This window comes from Bradyrhizobium sp. Arg237L, assembly GCF_029990105.1.
GTDB lineage: Bacteria > Pseudomonadota > Alphaproteobacteria > Rhizobiales > Xanthobacteraceae > Bradyrhizobium.
Map to the genome: position 1 here is coordinate 1 of NZ_JAQMIL010000012.1, position 21,020 is coordinate 21,020.

The 21,020-nt window shown below is 63.8% G+C and carries 17 protein-coding genes; 10 read left to right on the forward strand and 7 right to left on the reverse strand.

Annotation, left to right across the window (positions count from 1 at the left end; all coding sequences use genetic code 11):
- The first annotated feature begins 347 nt into the window (after positions 1 to 347).
- Positions 348 to 1,277: an aspartyl/asparaginyl beta-hydroxylase domain-containing protein gene (locus OZ411_RS09565; RefSeq protein ID WP_282527738.1), complete on the forward strand. Its 930-nt coding sequence runs from the start codon at positions 348 to 350 to the stop codon at positions 1,275 to 1,277.
- Positions 1,278 to 1,346: 69 nt separating this feature from the next.
- On the opposite strand, the gene OZ411_RS09570 is transcribed toward OZ411_RS09565, so the two are convergent.
- Positions 1,347 to 2,183: an alpha/beta fold hydrolase gene (locus OZ411_RS09570; RefSeq protein ID WP_282527739.1), complete on the reverse strand. Its 837-nt coding sequence runs from the start codon at positions 2,181 to 2,183 to the stop codon at positions 1,347 to 1,349.
- A gap of 346 nt (positions 2,184 to 2,529) precedes the next feature.
- On the opposite strand from OZ411_RS09570, the gene OZ411_RS09575 reads away from it, so the two are divergent.
- Both OZ411_RS09575 and OZ411_RS09580 read left to right on the forward strand, forming a co-directional pair.
- The gene (locus OZ411_RS09575) at positions 2,530 to 3,870 is read left to right on the forward strand and encodes an MFS transporter (protein WP_282527740.1); all 1,341 of its coding nucleotides are present in this window, start codon (positions 2,530 to 2,532) and stop codon (positions 3,868 to 3,870) included.
- Positions 3,871 to 3,891: 21 nt separating this feature from the next.
- Positions 3,892 to 4,269 carry an SPW repeat protein gene (locus tag OZ411_RS09580; RefSeq protein WP_282527741.1) on the forward strand — a complete coding sequence of 126 codons (378 nt, stop codon included), beginning with the start codon at positions 3,892 to 3,894 and terminating at the stop codon, positions 4,267 to 4,269.
- Between the two features lie 243 nt (positions 4,270 to 4,512).
- Here the strand turns inward: OZ411_RS09580 and OZ411_RS09585 are convergent, their stop codons facing one another.
- From OZ411_RS09585 to galE, 3 genes are all read right to left on the reverse strand, one after another.
- Entirely contained in the window at positions 4,513 to 5,214 is a 702-nt protein-coding gene (locus OZ411_RS09585; protein WP_130584404.1) for a fumarylacetoacetate hydrolase family protein, read from the reverse strand.
- A 195-nt stretch (positions 5,215 to 5,409) separates the two neighbouring features.
- Positions 5,410 to 7,218, reverse strand: a complete 1,809-nt coding sequence (locus OZ411_RS09590; protein ID WP_282527742.1) for an ABC transporter ATP-binding protein — start codon at positions 7,216 to 7,218, stop codon at positions 5,410 to 5,412.
- 123 nt (positions 7,219 to 7,341) lie between these two features.
- Positions 7,342 to 8,355, reverse strand: a complete 1,014-nt coding sequence (gene galE, locus OZ411_RS09595; RefSeq protein ID WP_282527743.1) for a UDP-glucose 4-epimerase GalE — start codon at positions 8,353 to 8,355, stop codon at positions 7,342 to 7,344.
- 126 nt (positions 8,356 to 8,481) lie between these two features.
- Between galE and OZ411_RS09600 the strand changes: the two genes are divergently transcribed.
- Positions 8,482 to 9,540, forward strand: a complete 1,059-nt coding sequence (locus OZ411_RS09600; RefSeq protein WP_282527744.1) for a glycosyltransferase family 4 protein — start codon at positions 8,482 to 8,484, stop codon at positions 9,538 to 9,540.
- Here OZ411_RS09600 and waaF read toward each other — a convergent pair.
- On the reverse strand, positions 9,522 to 10,583 hold the full coding sequence (gene waaF, locus OZ411_RS09605; RefSeq protein ID WP_282527745.1) for a lipopolysaccharide heptosyltransferase II: 1,062 nt from the start codon (positions 10,581 to 10,583) through the stop codon (positions 9,522 to 9,524). The two genes, OZ411_RS09600 and waaF, sit on opposite strands and share 19 nt — an antisense overlap.
- A 154-nt stretch (positions 10,584 to 10,737) precedes the next feature.
- Between waaF and rfaD the strand changes: the two genes are divergently transcribed.
- The 6 genes from rfaD to OZ411_RS09635 all read left to right on the forward strand — a co-directional run bounded on the left by rfaD (position 10,738) and on the right by OZ411_RS09635 (position 18,710).
- Positions 10,738 to 11,718 carry an ADP-glyceromanno-heptose 6-epimerase gene (gene rfaD, locus OZ411_RS09610; protein WP_282527746.1) on the forward strand — a complete coding sequence of 327 codons (981 nt, stop codon included), beginning with the start codon at positions 10,738 to 10,740 and terminating at the stop codon, positions 11,716 to 11,718.
- A 28-nt stretch (positions 11,719 to 11,746) separates the two neighbouring features.
- Complete coding sequence (rfaE1, locus tag OZ411_RS09615; protein ID WP_282527747.1) at positions 11,747 to 13,219, forward strand: D-glycero-beta-D-manno-heptose-7-phosphate kinase; 1,473 nt, start codon at positions 11,747 to 11,749, stop codon at positions 13,217 to 13,219.
- A complete protein-coding gene (locus OZ411_RS09620; protein WP_282527748.1) occupies positions 13,216 to 14,520 on the forward strand; it encodes an O-antigen ligase family protein in 1,305 nt (434 codons plus the stop codon). The genes rfaE1 and OZ411_RS09620 overlap by 4 nt, the downstream gene beginning before the upstream one ends.
- Positions 14,521 to 14,602: 82 nt before the next feature.
- Complete coding sequence (locus tag OZ411_RS09625; protein WP_282527749.1) at positions 14,603 to 16,516, forward strand: nucleoside-diphosphate sugar epimerase/dehydratase; 1,914 nt, start codon at positions 14,603 to 14,605, stop codon at positions 16,514 to 16,516.
- 26 nt (positions 16,517 to 16,542) lie between these two features.
- Positions 16,543 to 17,763: a glycosyltransferase family 4 protein gene (locus OZ411_RS09630; protein WP_282527750.1), complete on the forward strand. Its 1,221-nt coding sequence runs from the start codon at positions 16,543 to 16,545 to the stop codon at positions 17,761 to 17,763.
- The gene (locus tag OZ411_RS09635; protein WP_130582527.1) at positions 17,760 to 18,710 is read left to right on the forward strand and encodes an NAD-dependent epimerase/dehydratase family protein; all 951 of its coding nucleotides are present in this window, start codon (positions 17,760 to 17,762) and stop codon (positions 18,708 to 18,710) included. The genes OZ411_RS09630 and OZ411_RS09635 overlap by 4 nt, the downstream gene beginning before the upstream one ends.
- Here OZ411_RS09635 and OZ411_RS09640 read toward each other — a convergent pair.
- Both OZ411_RS09640 and OZ411_RS09645 read right to left on the reverse strand, forming a co-directional pair.
- Complete coding sequence (locus OZ411_RS09640) at positions 18,707 to 19,723, reverse strand: glycosyltransferase family 4 protein (protein ID WP_282527751.1); 1,017 nt, start codon at positions 19,721 to 19,723, stop codon at positions 18,707 to 18,709. The genes OZ411_RS09635 and OZ411_RS09640 overlap by 4 nt on opposite strands.
- A complete protein-coding gene (locus tag OZ411_RS09645; RefSeq protein ID WP_282527752.1) occupies positions 19,720 to 20,700 on the reverse strand; it encodes a lysylphosphatidylglycerol synthase transmembrane domain-containing protein in 981 nt (326 codons plus the stop codon). The genes OZ411_RS09640 and OZ411_RS09645 overlap by 4 nt, the downstream gene beginning before the upstream one ends.
- Between the last annotated feature and the right edge of the window lie 320 nt (positions 20,701 to 21,020).

Here is a 21,020-nt window from a genome sequence, read left to right on the forward strand (position 1 = left end):
CCAGCGTCGGGGCGCCAGGACCACACGACTTCGCCGTCCGCTGATGTCACGCTCGTCAGTCGCAACGTCAGTGTCCACCGCATCTCACCGCGCGTTCGTGACGATCGCGATCCGCCCCTCTCATCGGGTGAGATGGCGCGGGGTTATAGAGGTGATTTGCCCGACGGGTTAAGGGGAAAATTTTGGTGAAAGGGACTGGACCGCCCGATTCGCTTTGAAATTGCACGGAAAATTTATCTCTGTGCGCAGGCCGGCGCGATCCGGAAGCCCCCTCCAGGATTGGCTTGCGGGACCCGCTTGCGCTATATAGACGCAGGACGTGGTTGGGGGCCACGGCAGGGACTGATATGCTGAAAACGGTATTCGCGCCGCAGCTTGTTATTCTCTACATCCTGGCGGCATCAACGATCTATGTGCATTTCCGCGGCCGCGAGCGGTTGCGCTTTGCCCGTCAGCTCGGCGATCACTCGACCTATCTCGCCCCCTACAATGTGCTGATGTATGCGGGCTCGGCTATCCCGAACACGCCGGTGATCCCGGTCGAGAAATTTCCCGAACTCGCCAAGCTGAGCGAGAACTGGGAGACGATCCGCGAAGAGGCGGTGCGACTGTTCGACGAGGGCTTTATCCGCGCGGCCGCGAAGAACAACGATTGGGGCTTCTATTCGTTCTTCAAGAGCGGCTGGAAGCGCTTTTACCTGAAGTGGTATGACGACTTCCTGCCGTCGGCGCGCACGCTGTGCCCGAAGACCGTGGAATTGCTGAATTCGATTCCGTCCGTGCACGGCGCGATGTTTGCAATGCTGCCGCCCGGCGGCAAGCTCGGCGCGCACCGCGATCCCTTTGCCGGCTCGCTGCGGTATCACCTCGGGCTGGTCACCCCCAACTCGAACAAGTGCCGGATCATCGTCGACGGCGTGGAATGCGTCTGGCGCGACGGCCAGGCCTTCATGTTCGACGAGACCTTCATCCATCACGCCGAGAACGCGACCGACGTCAACCGCATCATCCTGTTCTGCGACGTCGAGCGCCCAATGAAGTATGGCTTCATGACCGCGATCAACCGCTGGGTCAGCCATCACATCGTCAAGGCCTCCGCCACGCAGAACGTGGACGGCGAGCATGTCGGCGTGCTCAACAAAGTGTTCGGCAAGCTCTACGAGGTCCATCTCGCCAGCCGCAAGGTCAAGGAGTGGAACCGCAACGTGTACTACACGCTGAAATATTCGCTGACGGTGCTGATCCTCGGCCTGGTCGTGGTGTCCGCATTGCGGTGATGGATCCGGAGCGTGTAGGGCGGATTACGCTTCGCTAATCCGCCCTACGGTCCTTTTCCGGATCATGATCTAGGGAAGCGCTGCAGCGGCGTTGACAACGAGCGGACTGTCGATCGGCGCAGGCGCAAGTTCGCTGCTGCCGCCCTTGGTGAGAAACTCGTTGAGCGTAGCCTGGATCCTGTGCTTGACGGAATAAGGTCCTCGGTCGCACATGTCAGTGTGCCGGAATTGCGTATTGATGACATCGATAACTTGCTTCTTGGCCTGTTCAGGGGCCGGCAACACGCCGGGATCGGTCTTGAAGTTGGGGTCTTTCGAGCGGAACGACAGGATCTTAAGTCTGTGGTCAAGCACGAAGGGAACGCGCAAATTGTCCAGCGTGATCACCTTTGACACCAGTTCGGGATGTTGCTTGGCGTAGTACATGGCGATATCGCCGCCGTTCGAATGGCCGACGAGGGTCAGATGATCGTAGACGGCATTGGGCTCAAGCGCCTTCAGCTTCGCGAGCACAAAGCCGATGTTGGCTTCGCCCTTCTCGTAGACGCCAATCCTGCCCACGTAGGGTAGTCCCACCCTCGTCACCAGCGGAGGGTCGGATGGAATATCCTGCTGGATGCTGGCGACCAGATATCCATCCGCAGCCAGCACGTTTTCCAGGAACGAATATTCGGTGTTCTTGACCGTGTTGCCGTTGCTGATGATCGCGACCGGAAGTTTCCAGAATCCGGCATTGGCCTTCATCTCGTAGTCCGCACGCACGGCAAGATCGACCGGCACCAGCCGTTGTCGGGTCTGATCATAGAGACTCAAGCTCTCGTGCCGAATTCCCCACTTGCTCACGGCAAAGTAGGCGGCGCCGGAAAGGGCGCAGAGACAGGCGAAAACGACAATTCCTCGCTTCATTGCTTCCATCCCGTCGTTCTTTTTTCTTTGGTATTAACTCGCTGAGTGCGTGACGGAAAAGGCTCTACGTCCCGCGGCCACATTAAATTTCTGTCAGTTTCTTGCCGTGCCCGGGGCATCGCTGCGCCCCGCGCAGGAATGAAGCGGCGCGATGCTCGCGAGGACACAAGCGGTTTGTGTTCGCCTTCGGTCCAACCGATCCGCCCTACGATGCTCGCCCCCGTCGACTAAAGTTCAAGCCTTGACGTTCTTGTCGGATGGAACCTTTGTCGCGTCGTATCGTTTATGATCCAACAAGGCACACAAAGTGAAATTTGCCGGGGGCTTGTCCGAGGGAGATGCTCCTATGGCAACGCTCGGCCTCGACGCCACCCAACTAACTCCATCCGAGCATCAGCGCCAGCTTCGGCGCGCCGTCATCGCCTCCACGATTGGGACCGCGATCGAATGGTATGATTTCTTCCTTTACAGCACCGTCACCGGTTTGGTTTTCGCAAAATTGTTCTTCCCGCACTCCGACCCCTGGGTCGGCACGCTGGAGGCATTTGCCATTTATGCTGTCGGCTTCATCGCGCGGCCGATCGGTGCTGCGATCTTCGGGCATTATGGCGACCGTATCGGCCGTAAATCGACCCTGATCGCGACGCTGCTCCTGATGGGTCTGGCGACCGCGGCGGTGGCCGTGGTGCCGACCTATGCGAGCATCGGCATCTGGGGTGCGGTGATCCTGACGGCGCTGCGATTCATCCAGGGCGTCGGTGTCGGCGGCGAATGGGGCGGCTCGGTGCTGATGTCGATGGAGTGGGCGCGCGACAACCACTCCCGCGGCTTTATCGCGTCATGGCCGCAATTCGGCGTGCCCTGCGGCCTGTTCCTCGCCAATCTTGCGGTACTGGCGTTCAGCCAGATGGCGGGGGACCAGTTCCTCGCCTGGGGCTGGCGCATTCCGTTCGCGCTCAGTCTCATCCTGGTCGGCGTCGGCCTCTACATCCGGCTCGGCATTCTGGAAACGCCGGTGTTCAGCAAACTGCAGGCCGAGCAAAAAGTCGACCGCACGCCGATGCTGACGGTGATCAGGGAGTATCCGAAGGAAATCCTGCTGTCGGCATTCGCGCGCATGGCCGAGCAGGCGCCGTTCTACATCTTCACCGCCTTCGTCTTTTCCTACGGCATTGCCACGCTGCACGTCTCGCGCGACTTCCTCCTGACCGCGGTGCTCTCGGCTTCGGTGCTGTCGTTCGTCTCGATCCCGCTGTTCGGGCATCTGTCCGACCAGATCGGCCGCAAGAACATGTATATGATCGGTGCCGTCGTGACCGGCATCTTCGGCTTCATCTACTTCGCGATGCTCGACACGGGATCGCCGACGATCATCTTCCTTGCGATCATCCTGTCGCTGATCCCGCATGACATGATGTACGGGCCGCAGGCCGCGCTGATTGCGGAGAGCTTTACCGGACGCCTGCGCTACAGCGGCTCATCGCTCGGCTATCAGCTCGCGTCGGTGATCGCCGGCGGTCCGGCGCCGCTGATCGCGGCCTGGCTGTTCGGCATGTACCAGTCGGCGACCGCAATCGCGATCTATATCGCGATCTGCGCCGTCATCACGCTGGTCGCGACTGCGCTGATGACCGACTATACCGGAAAGGACATCAATGCGGCCGACGCGCATGACCGGCGGGCATAAGGCAGCGATGGAGGAAAGGGCATGTTGAAATGGCGGAATGAATCGGCGCTCGATCTCTACAATCTGGCGGCAGCGATCTTCCTGCTTGCGGCGCCGTGGATGTTTGTCCGTGCCAACCCCACGGCGGCGATCGATCTGCAGGCGAGCGGCGCGGCGATTGCGATCCTGTCGCTGGCGGCGATCATTGCATTTTCCGTTTGGGAAGAATGGGTCAACCTGCTCGTTGGGGGCTGGCTGATCGTGTCACCCTGGCTGCTCGGCTTCGCGCACACCCGCGCAATGCATTTCAGCATCATCGCGGGCGCCGTGGTGATGTTCATGTCCCTGCTTGAGCTGTGGCTGGAGTACGAGAAGACGCATCTCGGCCCGAGCGCATCGCAGGGGTTGGAGAGGCAGTAGAGCGCGTTCGAAGTGGACATCGGTTGGCGTAAAGAAAACGCGTCAAACCAAGAATCCAGTGCCGTAGCCCGGGTGGAGCGCAGCGCAACCCGGGACCTCTGAGCCAACGTCGAGTGCGGCCCCCGGGTTACGCTGCGCTCCACCCGGGCTACGAAGCTTAGCAACTACGGGGCTGTCATTCCGGGGCTCGCGTTGCGCGCGCCCCGGAATGACGGCGGTGGGCGTGGTTAGCGCCGGAGTGAACTACTCCGGCTGGCCGATCGAGACCTTCAGCGTGCCGACGCCGTCGACGCCGCATTCGATCCTGTCGCCGGGCTGGAGCTGGGAGACGCCGGCCGGCGTTCCCGTCATGATGAGGTCGCCGGCGGCGAGCTTCACCTGCTGGGAGAGCTGCCAGATGATTTCGGGCACGTTCCAGATCAGTTCGGTGAGATCGCCCTTCTGGGTTTCCTTGCCGTTGACGGTGAGCCAGATCTTGCCCTTTGATGGATGGCCGATCTTGGAGGCCGGCTGCAGCGCGGAGCAGGGCGCAGAGTAGTCGAAGGACTTTCCGATCTCCCAGGGACGCTCCTTCTTGCGCGAGGCGATCTGCAGATCGCGGCGGGTGAGGTCGATACCGACGGCATAGCCATAGACATGGTCGAGCGCCTTGTCGGCGGGAATGTTGAGGCCGCCGCTCTTCATGGCGACCACCAGTTCGACCTCGTGGTGCAGGTCCTTGGTCAGCGGCGGGTAGGGGATCGTGGCACCATCCGGCACCAGCATGTCGGCATGCTTGGCGAAGAAGAAGGGCGGCGCGCGCTCGTCATTGCCCATCTCCCTGATGTGTTCGAGGTAGTTGCGCCCGACGCACCAGATGCGGCGGACGGGGAAGGATTTCGTCTCGCCGATGACGGGGAGCGAAGCCTGCGGCGGGGCGGGGATGACGTAGTCTGTGGCGGTCATGAAGCGCTCTCGTTGTTGAGTGGTTTATGATTTGGTTGAACACCTCCCCCGCTTGCGGGGGAGGTCGGCGCGTAGCGCCGGGTGAGGGTTCTCTCCCCACGGAAAGTCCCATCGTGGAGGCACCCTCACCCCAACCCTCTCCCGCAAGCGGGAGAGGGGGCGCAGCGTCGTGTTGGTTGCTGTTGTCATCATGCTCTAGCCGGTGGCGCTGATCGGGGCCAGCGTGAGCGGGCGGGTGTCGTGGTGCTGCAGGCGGAAGAAGGAGGCGTAGCGGCCGCCGCGGCGAAGCAGCTCGTCATGGCGTCCACGCTCGACGATCTGGCCGCCCTCGACCACCAGGATCGCATCCGCATGCATGATGGTGTGCAGCCGATGCGCGATCACGATCGTGGTGCGGTTCTGGCAGAGATGCTCGATCGCCTCCTGCACCTGCTTTTCGGATTCGGAATCGAGCGCGGCGGTCGCTTCATCAAGCAGGATGATCGGCGCGTTCTTGATCAGCGCGCGCGCCACCGCGATGCGCTGGCGCTGCCCGCCGGAAAGCTGCGTGCCGAGCTCGCCGACCGGGGTGTCATAGCCGAGCGGGAAGCCCGTGATGAAGTCGTGCGCGCAGGCCGCTTTGGCCGCGTCGATGATTTCCTCTTCCGTGGCGCCGGGCTTGCCGAAGGCGATGTTGTTGCGGATGGTGTCGCGGAACAGATAGACGTCCTGGCCGACATAGGCGGTCTGCTGGCGCAGCGAGCGCCGGGATACCGAGGCGATCGATTGGCCGTCGATCAGGATGTCGCCCTCGCTCGCCTCATAGAAGCGAAGCAGCAGCGCCAGCACCGTGGACTTGCCGCCGCCGGAGGGGCCGACCAGCGCGGTGACCTTGCCGGGCTCGGCGACGAAGCTCATGTGGCTCAGCACCGGCGCGTCGGCGCGATAGGCAAAGCCGACGTCGCGGAGTTCGATCCGCGCTTCGGTCAATTTCAGCGCCGGCTTGTCGTCGTCGGAACGTTCGCTTGCGGGGCTGTCGACGACTTCGAGCAGCATCCGCGCGCCGACCAACTGGCTGTTGAGGTCGATGTTGAGCCGCGACAGGCGTTTTGCCGGCTCGGTCGCCATCAGGAAGGCGGTCATGAAGGAGAAGAACGCACCGGGGGTCGCGTTGAGCGCAACGACGCTGTAGCCGCCGTAGAGCAGGCAGCCGGCCACCGCGAAGCCGCCGAGCATCTCCATCAGCGGATTCGAGCGGTTGGCGACCCGCGCCATCTTGTTGGCGTTGCGCTCGACGGCCGTGATGTTCGCGTCGATGCGCCGCTTCATCGTTTCTTCCAGCGTGAACGCCTTCACGGTGCGGATGCCCTGCAGCGATTCCTGCATGGTCTCCAGGATGTCGGCGGTGCCGGTGAACTGGTTGTAGGCGAGGCCCTTGATGCGCTTCACCAGCTTGCGCAGGATCAGCATCGCCGGCGGCACCACCACGAGCCCAATGAACGACAGCACCGGATCCTGGAACACCATCACGCAGATCATGGCGATCAGCGTCAAGAGATCGCGCCCGATGGCGTTGATCAGCATGTTGAGGACGTCGGTGATGGACTTGGCGCCGGCAGTCAGCCGTGCCAGGAATTCCGACGAATGCCGTTCGGAGAAGAAGCCGATGCTTTCGCTCATCAGCTTGGCGAAGAGCTGCCGCTGGTTGTTGGCGAGAATGGCATTGCTGATCTTCGACAGGGTCACCGTGTGGCCGTAGGTCGCCACGCCCTTGATGAACAGCAGGATGACCGTGACGCCGGAGAGACGAGCGATGCCGGCAATGTCCTTGTCGATATAGGCCTGGTTGATCACCTGACCCAGGATATAGGCGGCGCCGGCGGTGGCGCCGGCCGATATCGCCATCAGGACGAACGCTTGCAGATAGCGCCGCCAATAGGTGAGCCCTTGCTCGGCGATCAGACGGCGAATCAGGATCGCCGCCCCATAGGGGTCGTCGGTTATCTTTTTTGGAGGCTCGGTCATCCGCGTTCCCTTGACGCCGCGTTGTTAGGAAGCGGGCGCGCGCCAGCGTCAGGCTTGAGGGACTCCTTGCCTGCGAAAGCGCGTTTTTTCAAGCCAATTTCAAGTCAAATAACGGCTTGATTTTCAGGCCGATTCCGCCTGCTGGAGCGGGCCGCCGCGCTCCAGGAACAGCTTTTGCTCCCAGGCCAGCGCATGCGCCGCGATGGTTTCGAGATCGTCGTATTTCGGCGTCCAGTCCAGCAGCGTGCGGATGCGGCCGGTGTCGGCGACCATGGTCATGATGTCGCCGGGGCGGCGCGGCGCATGGGACACGGCGAAATTGCGCATGGAGACGCGGCGCACCGCCTCGATCGTCTCCAGCACCGAATAGCCGCGGCCATAGCCGCAATTCAGCGTGACCGAACCTCCGCCGGCACGCAAATAAGACAGCGCGGAACGATGCGCCTCGACGAGATCGGTGACATGGATGAAGTCGCGGATGCAACTGCCGTCCGGCGTCGGATAGTCGCTGCCGAACACGTCGACCTTGGCGCGCTGGCCGGTGGCGGCTTCGACGGCGATCTTGAGCAGATGGGTCGCGCCGATGGTGGAAAGCCCGATGCGGCCCAGCGGGTCGGCGCCGGCCACGTTGAAATAGCGCAGCACGACATAGCTCATGCCATGGGCGGTGGCGACATCGTGCAGCATGATCTCCGTCATCAGCTTCGACATGCCGTAGGGCGACAGCGGCCGCGTCGGCGCGGTCTCCGGCACCGGCACCTCTTCGGGGTTGCCGTAGACTGCGGCGGTGGACGAGAAGATGAAGCGGCTGACGCCGGACCTGACCGCCGCGTTCAACAGGCTCTGCGTGGTCATGGTGTTGTTGCGGTAGTAGCCGAGCGGATCGCGCATCGATTCCGGGACCACCACGGAGCCGGCGAAATGGACGATGCTCTCGACGCCATGCTGGGCGATCACGCCCTCGACGAGATTTTCGTCGCCGGCATCGCCGATGAACAGCGGCACGCCTTCGGGCAGAAGGGCGGAGAAACCGGTGGAGAGGTTGTCGACCACCACGACGCTTTCGCCGGCATCGACCAGCGCGCGCACCATGTGACTTCCGATATAGCCGGCGCCGCCGGTGACGAGCACGGTCATGACTACCTCTCCCCGGTTATTTTCACGGGATGTTAGCGGGGCCGCGATGAAGAGGGGGTTTCGTGGCCTGAGAACTGGCCCCTATGCTTAATGTTGCGTATACGAACTCCTGCAAAGGGGGACCCAATGGGAGCCAATGCGCCGATCGAGAACAATCCGGCCGCTGATCTGCAGTTGATCGTGCCGAATCTGCACAGGCGCTATTCGGGCGTGACCGCGACCAACCGCATGGTCGCACCAAAGCTTGCGAAGATGTTCCGCGCCGCCTGGCTCGGCTCGCATGCGCCCGAGGGCATCGCGCGCATGGGCTTCGTCGATCTCCTGAAACTATGGCGCCGCCCTGTGCCGCTGATCTGGCACGCGCGGCGCAATGACGAGATGATTGCAGGCGTTCTGTTGCGCGCGCTCGGCTGGCCGTTGAAGCTCGTGTTCACGTCCGCCGCGCAACGTCACCACACCTGGCTGACGCGCTGGCTGATCCGACAGATGGATGCGGTGATCGCGACGAGCGCGTTGTCCGCGTCCTTCCTCAAGCGCGAGGCGACGGTGGTGATGCATGGCGTCGACACCGAACGCTACGCGCCGCCGGTCGACCGCGCGGCGGCGTTCTCCGAGAGCGGCCTGCCCGGGCGCTACGCGATCGGCTGCTTCGGCCGCGTGCGCGCGCAGAAGGGCAGCGACGTCTTTGTCGAGGCGATGTGCCGGCTGTTGCCGCGCTATCCGGATTTTTCCGCGGTGCTTGTCGGCGCCGTGGTGCCGGAGCAGCAGGGATTTGCGAACGGGCTGAAGCAGCGGATCGAAGCGGCGGGGCTGACTTCGCGGATCAGGATCACCGGTGAAGTCCAGATCGAGGAGGTCGAGCGCTGGTATCAGCGGCTCACCATCTATGCCTTCACTTCGCGCAACGAGGGCTTTGGGTTGACGCTGATCGAGGCGATGTCATCAGGCGCGGCGCTGGTGGCGGCGCGCGCGGGCGCGGCCGAATTCGTGGTGGAGGATGGCGTCACCGGCGTGCTGGTGCCGCCGGGAGACGTCGATGCGCTCTGTGCGGCGCTCGAGCCGTTGATGCGCGATCCGGCGGCTGCGGCTGCGATGGGGGAGCGGGCGCAGGCGCGCGTGGTGGAGAAATTCAGTCTCGACGCGGAGGCGAATGGGATCGCCGCGGTCTATCGCGCGCTCGCCTGAGCCAGAACGCGTTCGGCGATGTCGGCCACGTCGGAGGCTGGGATATCGCGCATGCAGCGGTGGTCGTTCATGGTGCAGACCGGGCGATGGCAGGGCTGACACGGCACGTGTGTCTTGGTCACCACGGTGGCCGCCAGACCGTTGAGCGGGGCCCAGTGGTAAGGGCTGGTGGGGCCGAAAATGCCCATGGTTGGCGTGCCGAGCGCGGCTGCGACATGCATCAAGCCGGAATCGTTGGAGATCGCGACGCTCGCTGCGGCCATCGCCAGGATACCGTTGCGCAGATCGGTGCCGGTCAGGTCGCGGACACCAGCGCCGCCGGCCGCGACGATCTCCGTGGCCAGCGCCTTCTCGCCGCGGCCGCCGACCACCCAGACGTCGAAACCGTGCGCCGCGAGCAGCCGTGCGGCCTCGCCGTAATAGGTCCAGCGTTTACCCGAGCCGACCGAGCCGGGCGCCAGCGCGATCGCGGGACCGCGCCCCAGACCGTTGGCTTGCCGCCAGCGCTCGGTTTCCTCGGCGGGAACCCTGAGTTGCGGCACCGGCCATTCGGACGGGAATTTCGCACCCACGGGCAAAGCGAGCGCCGACATCTGGTCGACCATGCGATCCAGCTTCTTCTCGCCCCAGCGCATCCGATTGATGAGGCCGAACCGCGCCTCGCCGAAAAAGCCGACCCGCTCCGGGATACCGGCCAGTGTCGGCGCGATCGCCGATTTCCAGGTGCGGAGCATGACGAGGGCGGTTTGGTAGCCGCGGGCGCGAAATTCCCTTGCCAAGCCGAACTGTTTTGCCACCGCCAGGCGGCCGCGCGGCAAATCCCAGACGATCTTGCCGCGGACATCAGGCATGTAGTCGACCAGCGGCGCGCAGAGCGAGGTCGTGAGCATGTCGACGGGGCGATTCGGCCAGCGCTGTTTCAGTACCCGCACCACGGTATGGCCGCGCACGAAATCGCCGATCCACATATAGGGGATGATCAGGATCGGGCGGGTATCGCCGGCGTCCTCGACCTCAATGCCTTCTATTGAATCAATGTTCATATCTTCTATGCGGGAACCGGGCGCTTTTGCGGCCTCGTCGGTAGCCCCTCTCCCTCCGGAGGTAAAGTGAGATGGAATTCTTCCACCGGGCAAGTTGCCTGCACCACCGGACTGGGGCAAAGCTGGCGCCGCACAAATCAGGGCAGGGATCGGCATGTTGCTGGTGACCGGCGGGGCCGGTTTTATCGGGTCGAATGTCGTGGCCGCGTTGAATGACGCCGGCCGCACGGACGTTGTCGTGTGCGACGTGCTCGGCCATGACGGCAAGTGGCGCAACCTGGCAAAACGCCAGCTTGCCGATTTCGTGCCGCCCACGGAGCTTTCGGCGTGGCTGTCGGGCCGGCAGCTCGATGCGGTGATCCATCTCGGCGCGATCTCCGAGACCACGGCGACCGACGGCGATCTCGTGATCGAGACCAATTTCCGCCTGTCGCTCCGGCTGCTCGACTGGTGCACGGCGAATGCGACGCCGCTGATCTATGCGTCCTCGGCTGCGACCTATGGTGACGGCGAAGCAGGATTTCGCGACGAGCAGACGGTCGAAGCGCTGAAGAAGCTGCGGCCGATGAATCTCTACGGCTGGAGCAAGCATCTGTTCGATCTCACTGTGGCCGAGCGCGCCGCGCGCGGCGAAAAGCTGCCGCCGCAATGGGCGGGCCTGAAATTCTTCAACGTGTTCGGGCCGAACGAATATCACAAGGGCACCATGATGAGCGTGCTGGCGCGGCGCTTCGACGACATCAAGGCAGGCCGGGTGATGCAATTGTTCAAGTCGCATCGCGATGGCATCGTCGATGGCGACCAGCGGCGCGACTTCATCTATGTCGACGATACCGTGCGGGTGATGATGTGGCTGCTCGCCACGCCTTCGGTCAGCGGACTGTTCAATGTCGGAACCGGCACCGCGCGCAGTTTTAAGGACCTGATGCTGTCGGCCTATGCCGCGCTCGGGCGGCCGCCGAACATCGAGTATGTCGATATGCCCCAGGCGATCCGGGGCAGCTATCAATATTTCACGCAAGCCGATGTCGATCGCCTGCAGCGCGCGGGCTATAACGGCGGTTTCACGCGGCTCGAGGACGCCGTCGATGCTTACGTGAACGGCTTCCTCGATCGTCCCGACCGCTATCGCTGACGGGCCAAGGAACGGGCCAAGGAAACAGATGTTCGATTTCGAAACCCTGTCGCAGGCGCTTTCCCGTCAGACCGTGCTTTGCATCGGTGACCTGATGCTGGACGAATTCGTCTATGGCGAGGTGTCGCGAATTTCGCCGGAGGCGCCGGCGCCGGTGATCGCGGTCCAGCGCAGCGAGACCAATGTCGGCGGCGCCGGTAATGTCGCGCGCAATATCGCTTCGCTCGGCGGCCGCTGCATTTTTGTCGGCCTCGTCGGCGAGGATGAAACGGGCGCGAGACTGAGGGCGGCGCTGGCGGCGGAGAGGGGCATCGAAAGCCGGCTGGTATGCGACAGCGCGCGACCGACGACGCGGAAGGTACGCTTCGTCTCTGAGCATTTTTCCACCCACATGCTGCGTGCGGACTGGGAGCAGGCGCAGCCGGCGGCAGGCGAGACCGAGCAGCAACTGATCGACACGATCATTCCGGAACTTGCCCGCGCCGACATCGTGCTGCTGTCGGACTATGCCAAGGGCGTGCTGACCGCGCGCGTGATCCGCAACACCATCGACGCTGCGCGCACGCTTGGCAAGCGCGTGATCGTCGACCCCAAGAGCCTCAATCTCGCGATCTATCGCGGCGCGACGCTGCTGACCCCCAACCGCAAGGAATTCGCCGAGGCGACGCGGAGCCGTGCCGATACGCCCGATGCGATCGCCGAAGCAGCGGAGGACGCGATGCGGCTCGCTGATTGCGAGGCGATGCTGGTGACGCAGGGCGAGCACGGCATGACGCTGGTGGTGCGTGACGGCGAAACCGTGCACGTGCCGGCATTGCCGGTGAAGGTCCGCGATGTCTCCGGCGCCGGCGACACGGTTGCGGCTGCGCTCGCGCTGTCGCTCGCTGCCAACGCCGATTGGGAGACCGCGTTGCGGGTGGCCAGCGCGGCGGCCGCGGTCGCCGTTGGCAAGACCGGCACCGCGACGGTGACGCCGGCCGAGCTCAGGCGCAAGATCCTGCCGCATGCCTCGCTTGCGGCGGAAGAGAAGATCGTCGCGGCCGGCGGCGATCTTGGCGCCCAGCTCAGCGAGTGGCGCCGGCAGGGCCTGCGCGTTGGCTTCACCAATGGCTGCTTCGACATCCTGCATCCCGGCCACGTCAAGGTGTTGACGGCGGCGCGCGGCGCCTGCGACCGGCTGATCGTCGGCCTCAACAGCGACGCCTCCGTCAGGCGGCTGAAAGGGCAGGGACGCCCGGTGCAGGACGAGCGCGCACGTGCCGAAGTGCTTGCGGCGCTGGAGGCGGTCGATCTCGTCGCCATTTTCGAGGAGGACACGCCGATCAACCTGATCACGGCGATCAAGCCGAGCGTGCTGGTCAAGGGCGGCGACTATACCCGCGCGCAGGTGGTCGGCCATGAGATCGTCGAAGCCCATGGCGGCGAGGTGCTGCTGGTCGACATCCTGCCCGGCTTCAGCACGACCTCGCTGGTCGCCCGCGCCCGCGGAGGCAAGGCGTGAGCACGGCGGCGGGCTTTTCTCCCGCAGCCGCCGCGCTGCCGGCCTGGCGCAACCCAGCCGCCTGGACCAAAGCGGCCGACATCGTCGCCGTGCTGCTCGCGCTGTCGCTGCCCTGGTCGACCTCGCTGGTCGGCATCTTCGGCGCAGTGTTCGTGATCGTGGTCGCGCCGACGCTCGATCTGAAGTCTTTCCTGCAATCGCTGAAGCGGCCGATCGTCGCGCTGCCGATCGCACTGTTCCTGCTTGCGGTCGTCGGCATGCTGTGGTCGGACGCGCCCTGGGGCGCGCGCACCTATGCCCTGAGCCCGACGGCCAAGCTCCTGGTGCTGCCGTTCCTGCTCTACCATTTCGAGCGCTCGACCCGCGGGATGTGGGTGTTCACCGCGTTCCTGATCTCCTGCACGCTCTTGGTGGTGATGTCCTGGCTGGTGTTCCTGCAGCCCAGCCTGTCGCTGAAACCGCCTATTGACGCCGAGCGCGGCATCTTCGTGAAGAACTATATCGACCAGAGCCAGGAGTTCACGCTGTGTGCGGTGGCGCTGGCCTATCCCATTATCACCCTCCTGCGCGCGAAGAGATTCGCGCTGGCCGGCCTGCTGGTCGCGATCGCCCTGAGCTTTTTCGTCAACATGGCCTTTGTGATCGTCTCGCGGACGGCGCTGGTCACGGTGCCCGTGATGCTTGCGGTGTTCGCCTTCCTGCATCTGAGCTGGCGCAGCATCCTGATCATTGCTGCAGCGGTGGCTGTGCTGGCGGCGGTCGCCTGGCAGACCTCGCCGCAACTGCACTCGACAGCGGAGAGCTTCAGCAAGGACTATCGGGAATACAAGGAGCAGAACCGAGCGACCTCGATCGGGCTCCGGCTCGAATACTGGCGCAAATCGCTGGGCTTCATCGCCGATGCGCCTTTGATCGGCCACGGCACCGGCTCCATCCGCGGGCTGTTCGCGCAGGTCGCGACCGAGGTGTCCGCCGAGGAGCTCAAGGCGACCAGCGACGTGGTTGGCAATCCGCACAACCAGACATTGAATGTCGCCGTGCAATGGGGCATTGTTGGCGTCGTCATCCTCTATGCCATCTGGTTCTGGCATTTAAGACTGTTTCGGGGCGAGGGACTGGTCAATTGGATCGGGCTCTTGGTGGTCGTGCAGAATATCTTTACCTCGTTGTTCAACTCGCACATCTTCGATTTCCACGAGGGCTGGATGTACGTACTCGGCGTCGGCGTCGCCGGCGGCATTGTGCTGAAGGCGAAATCGGACGGCGCGGCCGTAAAACCGCTGAGTTCGGTCACGCCATGATCTCTGGCCTGCGCGCTGCATATGGGCTATCAGCAGCCCCGAACGCTGTTGCAAACCTCTTGGTCCTTGGCCCATCCGTCACATGACGCGCTTCTCTCAACTCACGGCACGCAACTTCCTGATCGTGATGCATGACGCGGTCGCGACCGCATTCGCGCTCCTGGCCGCATTCTATCTGCGCTTCGAGGGCGATCTGCTCACGGATCGTCTGCCGTTGCTGCTGCGCATCCTGCCCTGGTTTGTCGTCTTCAGCGTGATCATCTGTTACGTCTTCAATCTCACCACCTCGAAATGGCGTTTCATCTCGCTGCCGGACGCCCTCAACATCCTGCGGGCCTCGGCAGTCCTGACGCTGGCACTGGTCGTTCTCGACTACGTCTTCTTCTTCATCGCGCCGAGCTTCCACGGAACCGTGTTTTTCGGCCGCATCACCATCATCCTCTATTTCTTCCTCCAGGTGTTCTCGCTGGGCGCGCTCCGCTTCGGCTACCGCTATTTCCGCTACTCGCGCACGCGCCACCATGCCCGCACCGAGGACGCCGCGCCGACGCTCCTGGTCGGGCGTGCGGCAGATGCCGAGATCGTGCTGCGCGGGATCGAGAACGGCGCCATCAAGCGGATCTGGCCGGTCGGCGTGCTGTCGCCCTCGAATTCCGACCTCGGCCAGCAGATCCGCAACATCCCGGTGCTTGGCGGTGTCGACGATGTCGAAACCGTGATCCGCGAGTTCCAAAGCCGCGAGAAGCCGATCAAGCGGGTGGTGATGACGCCGTCGGCGTTCGAGCCCGACGCGCATCCGGAATCGGTGCTGATGCGGGCAAAGCGGATGGGCCTGATGGTCAGCCGCCTGCCATCGCTCGAGGGCGGCGATGCGCCGCGGCTGACCAATGTCGCGGTCGAAGACCTGCTGCTGCGTCCGACCGCGACGATCGACTATGCCCGCCTGGAAGGGTTGGTGAAAGGCAAGAGCGTCATCGTCACCGGCGGCGGCGGCTCGATCGGCGCCGAAATCTGCGATCGCGTGGCGACGTTCGGTGCCGCCCGCCTGCTGGTCATCGAGCATTCGGAGCCGGCCCTGTATGCGGTCACCGAGGCGCTCGCGGCGCGCGGGGCCGAGGCGGCGGTGGAAGGCCGCATCGCCGACATTCGCGATCGCGAGCGCATCCTGCGGCTGATGCGTGAATTCAAGCCCGACATCGTGTTCCATGCCGCGGCGCTGAAACACGTGCCGATTCTCGAGCGCGACTGGAGCGAGGGCGTCAAGACCAACATCTTCGGATCGGTGAACGTTGCGGACGCCGCACGCGAAGCCGGCGCCACGGCGATGGTGATGATCTCCACCGACAAGGCAATCGAGCCGGTCTCGATGCTGGGCCTGACCAAGCGCTTTGCCGAAATGTATTGCCAGGCGCTCGATCACGATCTTGCCGCGCAGTTCGGCGACAAGCCGCATATGCGCCTGATCTCGGTCCGGTTCGGCAATGTGCTGGCGTCGAACGGGTCGGTGGTGCCCAAATTCAAGGCGCAGATCGAGGCCGGCGGCCCGGTTACCGTCACGCATCCCGACATGGTGCGTTATTTCATGACCATCCGCGAAGCCTGCGATCTCGTGCTGACTGCGGCCACGCATGCGCTGGCGCTGGCGCGACCCGACGTCTCCGTCTACGTTCTCGAAATGGGCCAGCCGGTCAAGATCGTCGAGCTTGCCGAGCGGATGATACGTCTGTCGGGCCTGCAGCCCGGCATCGACGTCGATATCGTCTTCAGTGGGATACGGCCGGGGGAGAGGCTGAACGAGATCCTGTTCGCGAGTGAGGAGCCGACGGTCGAGATCGGGATTGCCGGAATCATGGCAGCCAGGCCGAACGAGCCGCCGATGGCGACCCTGCGCAAATGGCTCGCTGCGCTGGAAGAGGCGATCGCCAGAGACGATCGCACCACGATCCGCGGCGTGCTGAAGGATGCCGTGCCTGAATTCGGATCGAACGCCGCGTGATCCGCCCCTGATCCGCGAGACCACCGATGCAGAAGCCCGGAAAAGTCATCGTCGTCAGTCAGCACTATCCGCCGGACCAGAGCACGACCGCCGCGATCATGGCTGCGATAGCGAACCGCCTTGCGAAGGAGGTGGACGTGCTGGTGCTGTCGGGATGGCCGGGCTCTGCGTCGAAATCGGCAGCCGATCGGCCGGCGGTCGAGGAGATCAAGAACCGGATGCCGGACAAGGCCGCGCTCCTCAAGCGCGCCACCGCCGAGCTGCTGTTCACCGCGCGCACCTTCTTCGCCCTTCTCAGGCGGCTTGAGCCCGGCGACGTCGCGCTGACGGTGACGGCCCCTTTTGTGCTGCCTTACGCCGTCGCCGCCGCGGCCAGATTGAAGCGCGCCCGGTCGATCCTGATCATGCACGATCTGTTTCCGGAGGTGCTCGTCCTGAGCGGCCTGTTGAAGCCGGGCTCGATCGTCACCAGAGCGATGCGCGCCATGAATGGGCTGATGTTCCGCGCGTTGACCACCGTTGTCATCATCGGCCGCGACAGCGAGAAGTTGCTGTTGAGCTATCGCGGCATGACGCGGGACAAGATCGAATTCATTCCGAACTGGACCACCATCGACCCCGCGGTTCGCCCGGTTGCGGCCGACAATGCCTTCCGTCGCGGGCTTAGCGGCCGTTTTATCGTCGGCCTTTCCGGCAATCTCGGCTTCACCCACGATCCTGTGATCGTGTTCGAGGCGGCGCGCCGGCTGAAGGATGATCCCGGCATTCATTTCCTGCTCTCGGGCTGGGGGATGGGCTTCGACGAACTGAGATCGATGCAGTCCGAGGCGAAGCTTGCCAATATCACGCTGGTGGACCGCGTTGCGGATGAAGAGCTGCAGGATTTCCTGTCGGCGGCGGACCTCTGGCTCATTCCTTATCGAAAGGATGTCGCCGGCGTCTCGGTGCCGAGCCGGTTCTACAATCTGCTTGCGGTGGGCCGGCCGGTCATCCTCATATCCGAGCCGGATGCCGAAGCCGCGCTGACGGTAGCGGAGCACGATCTCGGGTGGGTTGTGACGCCGGGCATTCCGGCGCAACTGGCCGAGGCGATTCGCGCAGCATCGCGAACTCCCGATCCGACGCTGCCGGAGCGGGCTGTCGCGGTGGCGAGGAGCTATAGTCCCGAACGTGCCTTGACAGGATATGCAGCCCTCATTCAGAGACTGATTGGATCGGAAGAGCGGTATCGGGAGTTACGGTCGTGACTAAAGACCAGCCCGTGGTGTTGGTGACGGGAGCGAGCGGGTTCGTCGGCCGGCATATGTCGCCGGTGCTGGGGCGCAACGGTTGGGTGGTGCGACGCGCCGTCCGCAGCCCGACAGGCAGCGCCGACGAGGTGACGATCGATTCGATCGGCCCCGTCACCGACTGGCGGGCTGCGCTCGAGGGCGTCGATGCGGTCGTGCATCTGGCGGCGCGCGTGCATCACAGGCGGGAGGAACACACCGTCGAGCTTTATCGCATCGTCAATCTTGAAGGCACGTTGCATCTGGCCCGTTGCGCGGCCGAGGCCGGTGTCCGCCACTTTATCTTCGTCAGCACCGTGCTGGTGCACGGCCGAAGCACTGACGGTCGCGCGCCATTCAGCGAGAACGACGTCCTGACCCCGCGCGGCCTCTATGGAATGTCGAAAGCGGCGGCCGAAGCAGGATTGAGACATTTGGCGCAGGGGAGCCAGATGACGGTCACGATCATTCGGCCGCCATTGATCTACGGGTTCGGCGCCAAAGGTAATCTCGCGTTGCTCGAAAAGGCGATCGGTCTCGGCGTCCCGCTCCCGTTTGCGAACGTGCGCAACCGTCGTGCGTTCGTCTCGGTGGAGAATCTGACATCATTCGTGCTGCATCGGCTTTCTCATCCGGATGGCCAGTTCAACATTTTCCTTGTCGCGGATGACGAGCAGGTGTCGACGCCCGAATTCATCGAGCTCCTCGCCGCCGCAGCAGGCAAACCGGCGCGCCTGTTTTCCATGCCGCGGCCGGTGTTGAGTTCATTGTTCAGCATTACCGGCCGCAACGAGGCCAATGAGAGCCTGTTCGGCTCGCTCGAACTCGACCTGTCCAAGGTCGCGTCCACCGGCTGGCGGCCGCTCATCGGCCTCAATGAGGGCTTGAAGCGCGCCTTGCGCGGTTTCGACCACCTGATCGATTAACCGGCGTTTCTGCGCGAAAATCTATAGAGCTGCCACGCCACCGCGCTCGCGCCTGCGAGCAGCAGAACGAGGCTCGCCGCGGCCGAATCCAATTGGATCGACAACATCGCGAGCAGCGCGAGCGCGACATTGAGCGCGAAGACTTCGCCGACGATGCGCGACACGGAAAATCCGTTGTCCGTCGCGCGTTGGTAAAAGTGCGAGCGGTGCGCCGCCCAGAATGGCTCTCTGTTGATCAGCCGGCGCAGCAGCGTGATCGTGGCATCAGCCAGGTAATAAAGCGGCAGCAGCAACGCCGCGGTGACCTGCTGGTGATAGGCGAGCTGCAGCAGGCACCAGCCGAGCAGGAGTCCGATCGGCAGGCTGCCGACGTCACCGAGGAAGATCTTTGCCACCGGACGATTGAAGGGAGAGAAGCCGAGCAGCGCGCCGCACAGCGCCGCTGCCACCAGCGCGGTCGAAGGCGGAATCTGCGCCCAAAAGCCGAGCAGTGCGACTGCCGCCGTGATCGGCACTGCTTCGGCCGCCGTCATCAGGTCGAGCCCGTCCATGAAGTTGACGAGGTTCACGAACCATAGGCCCGCGATTAGCAGCAAGCCGCGCTCGATCCAGAACGGGACGGCCGGTACGATCCTGAGATCGCCGGGCGCGGCGAACACGATCACAGCCACCGCCAATCCCTGCAGCAACAGGCGCGGCAGCACGGGCACGGGCTTGATGTCATCGGCAAAGCCGACAGCGGCGATGAACAAGGTCGCACCGAAGACCGTGAGGGGGATTTGCAGCGTGCCGTTGCCGCTCAATGCGACGAGCGTACCCGCCGCGACCAGCGTCGCCGCGATCACGGCGATCCCCGCGCCCTGCGGCGTCGGGATCCGATGGGATGAGCGCGCATTCGGCTTGGCGAGCGCCACGCGCAACAGCATCGGCCGCAGCAGCCGAATGAGGAGCGCCGACAATAACGCAGCAAGCGCCGCGGCGACGAGCGAAAGCGCGATATCAGCGTTGGTCATTCGATTGGCGAGAGCGATTGCTCGGGGACCGCGATCGGCTTGTCCCCTTGTGCTTTCTTTTCCGCGCTGAGAATCCACACCAGTCCGCCAAATGCGCCGACGATGAAGGACACGGCGCCGAACAGCAGCGAAACGTTGACGCCCTCGTTGGCCGCCAGCCCGGCGTAGCCGAAGGCGAGACCCATGCTCGCCTCGCGCACGCCCCAGCCGGCAATCGAAATCGGCAGCATGGTGATCAACATCACCGGCGGCACCAGTTGAAATATCTGGCTGAACAGCAGCGGCGCGGAAATGGACTGCACCACGCACCAGGCGATGACGACGGTCAGGACGTGGACGAGCAAAGAGAGCACCGCGACCTTCGGCCCGCGATCCCAACTGAACAGCACCTTGTTTGCGATGACGGCGCAGGCGTGGATGTGGTGCGTCGCCCACCACCGCTTCAGCCACGGCCACTTCAATGCGCCGAGCAGCAGAAAGCCGCCGCCGGCCGCAAGCGCCGCAAAATCGATCACGAGCAGCGCCGACCGTCCCTGTGGATCGTTGATCAACCGATAGCTCCACGGCAGGCTCGCAACGATCAGCACGGCCAGCGCGATCAGGCCGATGGCGCGGTCGACGAAGATCGAATAGGTCGCCGCGCGCCAGCCGGCGCCGGAGCGTGCGACCAGCCACAGCCGCACCGCATCGCCGCCGATCGACGATGGCAAGGTCTGATTGAAGAAGGTCCCGATCACGTTGAAGCGCATCGCCTGCCGGGTTTCGAGTGGCGCGCCGCATTCGGCGCTGATCTCGCGCCACCGTAATACGCCGAGGAAGATCTGCAGGAAGGTCACCGCGACCGCGAGAGCGATCCAGCCCAGGCTTTCGACGCGGATGCGCGCAGCGAGGTCATACAGGTTGACCTTGCGGAGCGAGAGGTAAAGCAACGCAGCCGAGATCAATATCTTGATGGTCGAAAGCAGTATCCGGCGCATCTCGTCAGCGCTTGCCAGGTTCGAGAAAGACGTCAAAAACGGCGCAAATCGGCGCCGTGCGCCGAATTCGGTGGCCTTGGTATGGGTTTAGGGCCGATCTTGCAATAGCCGTTCGATCGCTCTTGCGGCATCCTCTAACCGGCGGGTAAAGAGGGCCTGAACGGGGACTGCCGGGTTGCCCGGGTATTTGGCTTGCATGCTCATAAAGGTTTACGCTGCCCACAAAAATTCACCTGAAGGGACCAACCGGTGTGGTAGCGCTTGCGGGTGGAAAACCCGCCCGGCAAGGGCTGTCATCTACTGCTAGTCGCGTCCGTGAC

Coding starts and splice junctions, on each gene's coding strand:
- OZ411_RS09580 (WP_282527741.1), top strand. CDS start 3,892: ATGTTGAAATGGCGGAATGAATCGGCGCTCGATCTCTACAATCTGGCG.
- rfaE1 (WP_282527747.1), top strand. CDS start 11,747: ATGTTCGATTTCGAAACCCTGTCGCAGGCGCTTTCCCGTCAGACCGTG.
- OZ411_RS09570 (WP_282527739.1), bottom strand. CDS start 2,183: ATGAAGCGAGGAATTGTCGTTTTCGCCTGTCTCTGCGCCCTTTCCGGC.
- galE (WP_282527743.1), bottom strand. CDS start 8,355: ATGACCGTGCTCGTCACCGGCGGCGCCGGCTATATCGGAAGTCACATG.
- OZ411_RS09565 (WP_282527738.1), top strand. CDS start 348: ATGCTGAAAACGGTATTCGCGCCGCAGCTTGTTATTCTCTACATCCTG.
- OZ411_RS09575 (WP_282527740.1), top strand. CDS start 2,530: ATGGCAACGCTCGGCCTCGACGCCACCCAACTAACTCCATCCGAGCAT.
- OZ411_RS09585 (WP_130584404.1), bottom strand. CDS start 5,214: ATGACCGCCACAGACTACGTCATCCCCGCCCCGCCGCAGGCTTCGCTC.
- OZ411_RS09590 (WP_282527742.1), bottom strand. CDS start 7,218: ATGACCGAGCCTCCAAAAAAGATAACCGACGACCCCTATGGGGCGGCG.
- OZ411_RS09625 (WP_282527749.1), top strand. CDS start 14,603: ATGACGCGCTTCTCTCAACTCACGGCACGCAACTTCCTGATCGTGATG.
- OZ411_RS09640 (WP_282527751.1), bottom strand. CDS start 19,723: ATGACCAACGCTGATATCGCGCTTTCGCTCGTCGCCGCGGCGCTTGCT.
- OZ411_RS09630 (WP_282527750.1), top strand. CDS start 16,543: ATGCAGAAGCCCGGAAAAGTCATCGTCGTCAGTCAGCACTATCCGCCG.
- rfaD (WP_282527746.1), top strand. CDS start 10,738: ATGTTGCTGGTGACCGGCGGGGCCGGTTTTATCGGGTCGAATGTCGTG.
- OZ411_RS09600 (WP_282527744.1), top strand. CDS start 8,482: ATGGGAGCCAATGCGCCGATCGAGAACAATCCGGCCGCTGATCTGCAG.
- OZ411_RS09645 (WP_282527752.1), bottom strand. CDS start 20,700: ATGCGCCGGATACTGCTTTCGACCATCAAGATATTGATCTCGGCTGCG.
- waaF (WP_282527745.1), bottom strand. CDS start 10,583: ATGAACATTGATTCAATAGAAGGCATTGAGGTCGAGGACGCCGGCGAT.